The organism is Streptosporangium sp. NPDC002607, assembly GCF_053592655.1.
Window position 1 is genome coordinate 1 of sequence record NZ_JBSFWD010000130.1, and the last position, 5,742, is coordinate 5,742.

Here is a 5,742-nt window from a genome sequence, read left to right on the forward strand (position 1 = left end):
GTACCCGCGTCAATGATGATCGCGCCATCCTGCGGCAACTCGGCCAGCGCCGCCTTGGCGATACGCTCCTTCTCCGCCGTCATCACCTCATCGCGCGTCGCGAGGGCTGGCTCGAAACCGAGGCGCTCGACCGGGATCGCCCCGCCGTGCACGCGCCGCAGCACCCCCGAACGCTCCAACGCTGTCAGGTCCCGGCGGATCGTTTCAGTCGTGACGCCGAACCGTTCCGCCAGGGTCACCACGTCGACCCGCCCGGCGGCCCGGGCCTCACACAGGATCTCCTGCTGCCGTTCCTCGGCGTACATCCTGTTGGTTCACCGCCGTTTCAATGTTGTTTTATATGTCTTTATACCCGAGTATGTTGCATGTCAAGGGTCGATGAGAACCGCTCCGTCGTGAGTTTCATGAACCTGTGACCTCCACGCACCGGCTCATGATCATGCTGGGCGTCTGTCGAAGAACTACTCGCCCTCGCGTTCCCGCACTTCGTCCGTGAAGTTCGTCCGTGTCACAGGTGGGACGGTGCGCATCCGGGCACGGGGTCGCGAACCGTCAGCGGTATGCCCGCGGTCGAGGTGCACCGCACAGAACCGACCGAACCGGAAGACCCACCACGCTTTCCCGGCTCATCGTCGCGCCACCACGAATTGCCTGCCGATCATCGCCGTCCTCCAGAGAACGTCGTTGACGGTGGGAGCCGACGACCCCTGACGCATTCACCACACCGAAGCGGCCGATCCTGCCGCTTCGGTGATGTCGGTGCTGGTCGGAGCCACACCACGTCAACGCGTCGTAAGTACTTCCGCGATTGCCGTCTTGATCCCGTAGCGATCGCGCTCATGCTCCCCGCTCGGCTCTAGCGTCGCTGGTGTACGAGTTCTCACCAGGAGGAAGCATTGTTGTACGTCCCGGTCCGTCAAGGCGCGTTCAGCACGTCGCTGCGCCTGTTCAGGACTGCTGCGGGGAAGCGGACGGCGGTCGCCTTCACCTCACCGATGCGCCTGGCCAAGGTGCTCGGCTCCGATCAGCACTGGGTACGGCTCAGCGAGCCCGCGCTCAGGAGCATGCTCAAGGAACTGGACAGCATCGGCATCGTGATCGACCCCGCAGGGACGATGGCCCGGCACTCCGCCAAGACCGCATGATGTGCGTCACCGAGGCGATCGCACAGGGAGCGAGGACCAGCGGTTCGGCCTGTCGATCGCGGCGGGCGCGGCGGTCGGTGCCACGGCCCGGGTGCCGGCGCGGGGCTCGCCGGCCTGATGCGCGGGGAAGTCGGCCTCTGATCGAATGCGAGAAGCGCGGACAGTCACTCGGCTGCCCGCGCTTCGTCGTTGCCGGTCAGGGATCCCGGAGCGCCGTGAGCAGTTCCAAACCGGTGAGCGGCTTGAAGCCGATCAGGCCTTGAAGCGGTAACCCATACCAGGCTCGGTGATCAGGTGGGCTGGATGCCCGGCGTCGCGTTCGAGTTTGCGCCGCAGCTGGGCCATGTACTGCCGTAGATAGTGGGTCTCCTTGACGTACTTGACCCCCCATACCTCGGTCAGCAACTGCCGCTGGCTGACGAGCTTGCCCGGGTTGTGTAGCAGGATCTCCAGGATGTGCCATTCGGTCGGCGTCAGCCGTGCCCCGCCGGAGATCGTCTTGTTGGTCAGGTCCACCACGTGGTCGCCGATCGTGATGCTGGCCAGCTCCGCCTCCTGCGCGGACGTGCGGCGCGACACCGCGCGGATCCTGGCCAGCAGTTCGTCGATGCCGAACGGCTTGGTGACGTAGTCGTCGGCACCGGCGTCGAGGGCGTCGACCTTGTCCTGGTTGCCCGCCCTGCCGGACAGCACGATGATCGGCATCGAGGTCCAGCCGCGCAGCCCGTGAATGACGTCGACGCCGTCGAGGTCGGGCAGCCCGAGGTCGAGCACCACCAGGTCAGGGTGCCAGTCGGCCGCCTGGCGCAGGGCCGCGCCGCCGTCGGTGGCCACCGCCACCTCGTAGTGGCGGGCGATCAGGTTGATGCGGAGCGCCCGCAGGATCTGCGGTTCGTCGTCGACGACGAGAATGCGTGTCATGCGATCACGGCTCTGGATGAGATGGGCAGCGTCAAGATCATGGTGAGACCTCCCCCTGGTGTCTCTTCCGGTACGAGAGAGCCGCCCATCGCCTCGGTGAGCCCCCTGGAGAGCGCGAGACCGAGGCCGACCCCCGATTGGTTGTCACGATCGCCGAGCCGCTGGAACGGCTTGAAGACTTGGTCATGTGCTTCCGGCGGAATCCCTGGACCGCGGTCGATCACCCGGATCTCCACGTGGTCGCCGTACCAGCTGCCGGTGACCAGCACCCGCTCGCCTGGCGGGCTGTAGCGAACGGCATTGGACATCAGGTTCACCAGCACCCGCTCCAGCAGGGCGGAGTCGGCGACCACCTCGGGCAGCTCGACGGAGATGTCCCCCTCGACGCGATCCCGGAGCGTGCCCAGGTCGTCCATCGCCCTGGGCACGACCTCCTCCAGGGCGACCGGCTGGAGGACGGGCCCGAGCACGCCCGCCTGCAACCTGCTCATGTCAAGCAGGTTGTCCACCAGGCGATTCAGCTTGACCAGCGACTCGTCCGCCGTGGCGAGCAGTTCCTTCCTGTCCTCCGCGGACCAGTCGATCTCTGTGCTGCGCAGGCTCTCCACCGCGGCTCTGGCCGAGGCCAGTGGGGTGCGCAGGTCGTGGCTGACGGCGGCGAGCAGCGCGGTGCGCATCTTGTCGGCCTCGGCCAGCGGCCTGGCCCGCCCGGCTTCCTCCTCCAGCCGCTGCTGACGCAGCGCGACGGCGGTCTCCGCGGCGAACGCCTCGAGCACCCTGCGGTCGGAGGCGTCGAGCAGCCTCCCACGTACCGCGAGCACCAGGTTCTCGTCGATCGCCACGTCGGTGTCTGCGATTCCGGGGCTGGTGCACGGCTCGCCCCCGGAGGTGGCCACGATCCGCCACGCCTCCGGCTCCGACTGATCGTCGGGGGTCGGCGGTCCCGTCCGCTCCAGAAGCGTGGCGGACACGAGCCCGAACGTCTCCTTGACCCGGGCGAGCAGCGACGGCAGAGCGGCCTCACCACGCAGGACGTGGCCGGCAAGCGTCGACAGGACCTCGGCGTCCGCGGTGGCCCTGGCCGCCTCTCTGGTACGGCGGGCCGCCACGTCGACCACCAGGCTCACCATGATCGCGACCAGCACATAGACGACGAGCGCGAGCAGGTTCTCCGGGTCGTAGACCGTGAACTGGTCGACCGGCGGCGTGAAGTAGTAGTTCAGCAGCAGGAACCCACCGATGGCCGCCGTCACCGCCGGCCACATGCCGCCCACCAGGGAGACTCCGACGACCATCAGCAGGAAGAGCAGGATCTCGCTCGGCAGCGCCGAATCGTCCCTGAACGGGAGCAGAACCGCGGTCAGCGCGGGCATGCCGAGCACCGCCATCGCCCAGCCGATGACCCTGCGCTTGCGGGTCAGCGCGGCTCGCGAGCTTGCGTGGCGGCGGCCCTTCTTGACCTGCGCGTGAGTGATCATGTGGACGTCGATCGAACCCGACAACGCGGTCGTCTCCACCCCGACGCCACGGGACAGGATCTGGGCGAACCTGCCCCGCCTGGATGCGCCGAGCACGAGCTGGGTGGCGTTCACCCCACCGGCGAAGTCGAGCAGCGCGCGCGGGATGTCGTCGCCGACCACCTGGTGGTAGGTGCCGCCCATGTCCTCCACGAGGGTGCGCTGGCGGGCCAGGCCGGCCGGATCGCCGCCGGTCAGGCCGTCTGCCCTGGTGACGTGGACGGCCAGCAGGTCGGCTCCCATACTGCGCGCCGCGATGCGGGCTGCGCGCCGTACCAGGGTTTCGCCTTCCGGGCCGCCGGTGAGCGCGACCACCACCCGCTCGCGTGCCTCCCAGGTTTTGGCGATGCCGTGCTCGGCGCGGTAGCGGTCGAGCTGGTCGTCGACTTTTCCCGCGACCCAGAGCAGGGCGAGTTCGCGCAGCGCGGTCAGGTTGCCGATCCTGAAGTAGTTGGACAGCGCGGCGTCCACCTTCTCCGGTGCGTAGATGTTGCCGTGCGCCATCCGCCTGCGCAGTGCCTCGGGCGACATGTCGACCAGCTCGACCTGGTCGGCCCGCCGTACCACCTCATCCGGTATGGTCTCCCGCTGCGGAATGCCGGTGATCTGCTGGACGACGTCGTTGACCGACTCCAGGTGCTGGATGTTGACGGTGGAGACGACGTCGATGCCGGCGTCGAGGATCTCCTCGATCTCCTGCCAGCGCTTGGTATTGCGCGAGCCTGGGATGTTGGTGTGCGCCAGCTCGTCGATCAGCGCCACCTTCGGCGCCCGCTCGATGACGGCATCGACGTCCAGCTCGGTGAAGTGGCTCCCCCGGTAGGCCAGCGTCCTGCGAGGGAGGACCTCCAGGCCGTCAAGCAGCTCGGCGGTGTGGGGGCGGTCGTGGGTCTCGACGAAACCCACGACCACGTCCCTGCCACGCTCCAGCGCCCTGCGTCCCTCGTTGAGCATCGCGAAGGTCTTACCGACTCCGGGAGCCGCCCCGAGGTAGACCCGTAGCCGCCCGCGTGGCACCGCGATCACTACTCCTTGTCGAGGGCCAGGTTGAGTTCGAGCACGTTGACCGCGGGCTCGCCCATGAAACCGAGGGCGCGCCCTGTGGTGTGCTCCTGGATGAGCGCCTTGACCCTGGCAAGGTCCGTTTTGCGCTCCTTGGCCACTCGCGGGGCCTGCAGGTCGGCGTAGGCCACCGAGATGTGCGGGTCGAGGCCCGAGCCGCTGGCCGTGACGGCATCGGCGGGCACCTCGACCTTCGTCACGCCGCCACGGATCGGGACGGTCTTTCCAGCGGCGTAGTCCTCGCCCGGCTTGCCGCACTCCACCTTCAGCCCCTTGTACTCGGCGATGAAGGGGGTGTCGGGGCAGGCCTGGTTGACGCTGACCGCGCGGTCGGAGAAGACCTTCAGCACCGCGCCCACACCGTCACCGGTGCAGTACGGCCTGGCGCCGCTGACGCCCTCCAGCTCACCGACCGCCTTGGAGCGGGCGCAGACCTGGGTGAGCAGGCTCCGCCTGCCCTCGTCCGGGTTGCCCTCGTCGTCCTTCGCGCCGGGGACGGGAAGAACGTCCAGGACATCCTCGGGTCCCAGGTTGCCGGCGGCCGTCGACTGCATGTCGTACCCGTCACCCGCGGCCGACGGGCGGCTCTGGAAGTAGGTCCTGACGGGGTTGCCGTCCTTGTCGGTGAAGTTCTGGCCGATGATGGCGCTGCCCACGTCCTTGCCGTCCTGCTGGACGATCGAGCCGTTGGCATTGCCGTTGAACAGGGCCTGGGCCACGCCGGTGGTGACCAGCGGGTAGATCACGCCGAGGAGCACCGTGAGGACGGCGACCGCCCTGATGGCCGCGAGGTGCTGGCGGATCCAGCTAGGTAGGCGTTCCATTTATGACATCCCCGGAAGGAACTGGATGAGCAGGTCGATGATCTTGATACCGATGAACGGGGCGATGATGCCGCCCAGTCCGTAGACGTAGAGGTTGCGGCTGAGCAACTTCGACGCGCTCGAAGGGCGGTAGCGAACACCTCTGAGCGCCAGCGGGATCAGCGCGATGATCACCAGGGCGTTGAAGACGACCGCGGACAGGATCGCCGACTGCGGACTGGCCAGACGCATCACGTTCAGCGCGTCCAGGCCGGGATAGACCGCCGCGAACAT

At 67.9% G+C, this 5,742-nt stretch carries 5 protein-coding genes and 1 pseudogene; 1 reads left to right on the plus strand and 5 read right to left on the minus strand.

From position 1 onward, the window contains the following. Nucleotides 1-305 (minus strand): DeoR/GlpR family DNA-binding transcription regulator (locus ACWD3H_RS47310; protein WP_355569144.1); only part of this gene is annotated, 305 nt, incomplete at its 3' end. 591 nt (nucleotides 306-896) lie between these two features. Here ACWD3H_RS47310 and ACWD3H_RS47315 point away from each other — a divergent pair. Next, a complete protein-coding gene (locus ACWD3H_RS47315; RefSeq protein WP_350930421.1) occupies nucleotides 897-1,145 on the plus strand; it encodes an SAV_915 family protein in 249 nt (82 codons plus the stop codon). 252 nt (nucleotides 1,146-1,397) lie between these two features. Here the strand turns inward: ACWD3H_RS47315 and ACWD3H_RS47320 are convergent, their stop codons facing one another. The 4 genes and pseudogenes from ACWD3H_RS47320 to ACWD3H_RS47335 all read right to left on the minus strand — a co-directional run. After that, the gene (locus ACWD3H_RS47320; protein ID WP_350966379.1) at nucleotides 1,398-2,066 is read right to left on the minus strand and encodes a response regulator; all 669 of its coding nucleotides are present in this window, start codon (nucleotides 2,064-2,066) and stop codon (nucleotides 1,398-1,400) included. Next, nucleotides 2,063-4,600 (minus strand): DUF4118 domain-containing protein, encoded by a 2,538-nt coding sequence (locus ACWD3H_RS47325; RefSeq protein WP_451959754.1) that lies wholly within the window; start codon nucleotides 4,598-4,600, stop codon nucleotides 2,063-2,065. Before ACWD3H_RS47325 ends, ACWD3H_RS47320 begins: the two co-directional genes overlap by 4 nt. An 8-nt stretch (nucleotides 4,601-4,608) precedes the next feature. Then, complete coding sequence (locus ACWD3H_RS47330; RefSeq protein WP_451959753.1) at nucleotides 4,609-5,469, minus strand: potassium-transporting ATPase subunit C; 861 nt, start codon at nucleotides 5,467-5,469, stop codon at nucleotides 4,609-4,611. Next, a pseudogene (locus ACWD3H_RS47335) lies at nucleotides 5,470-5,742 on the minus strand (potassium-transporting ATPase subunit B); the annotation flags it as partial.

Coding starts and splice junctions, on each gene's coding strand:
- ACWD3H_RS47330 (WP_451959753.1), bottom strand. CDS start 5,469: ATGGAACGCCTACCTAGCTGGATCCGCCAGCACCTCGCGGCCATCAGG.
- ACWD3H_RS47320 (WP_350966379.1), bottom strand. CDS start 2,066: ATGACACGCATTCTCGTCGTCGACGACGAACCGCAGATCCTGCGGGCG.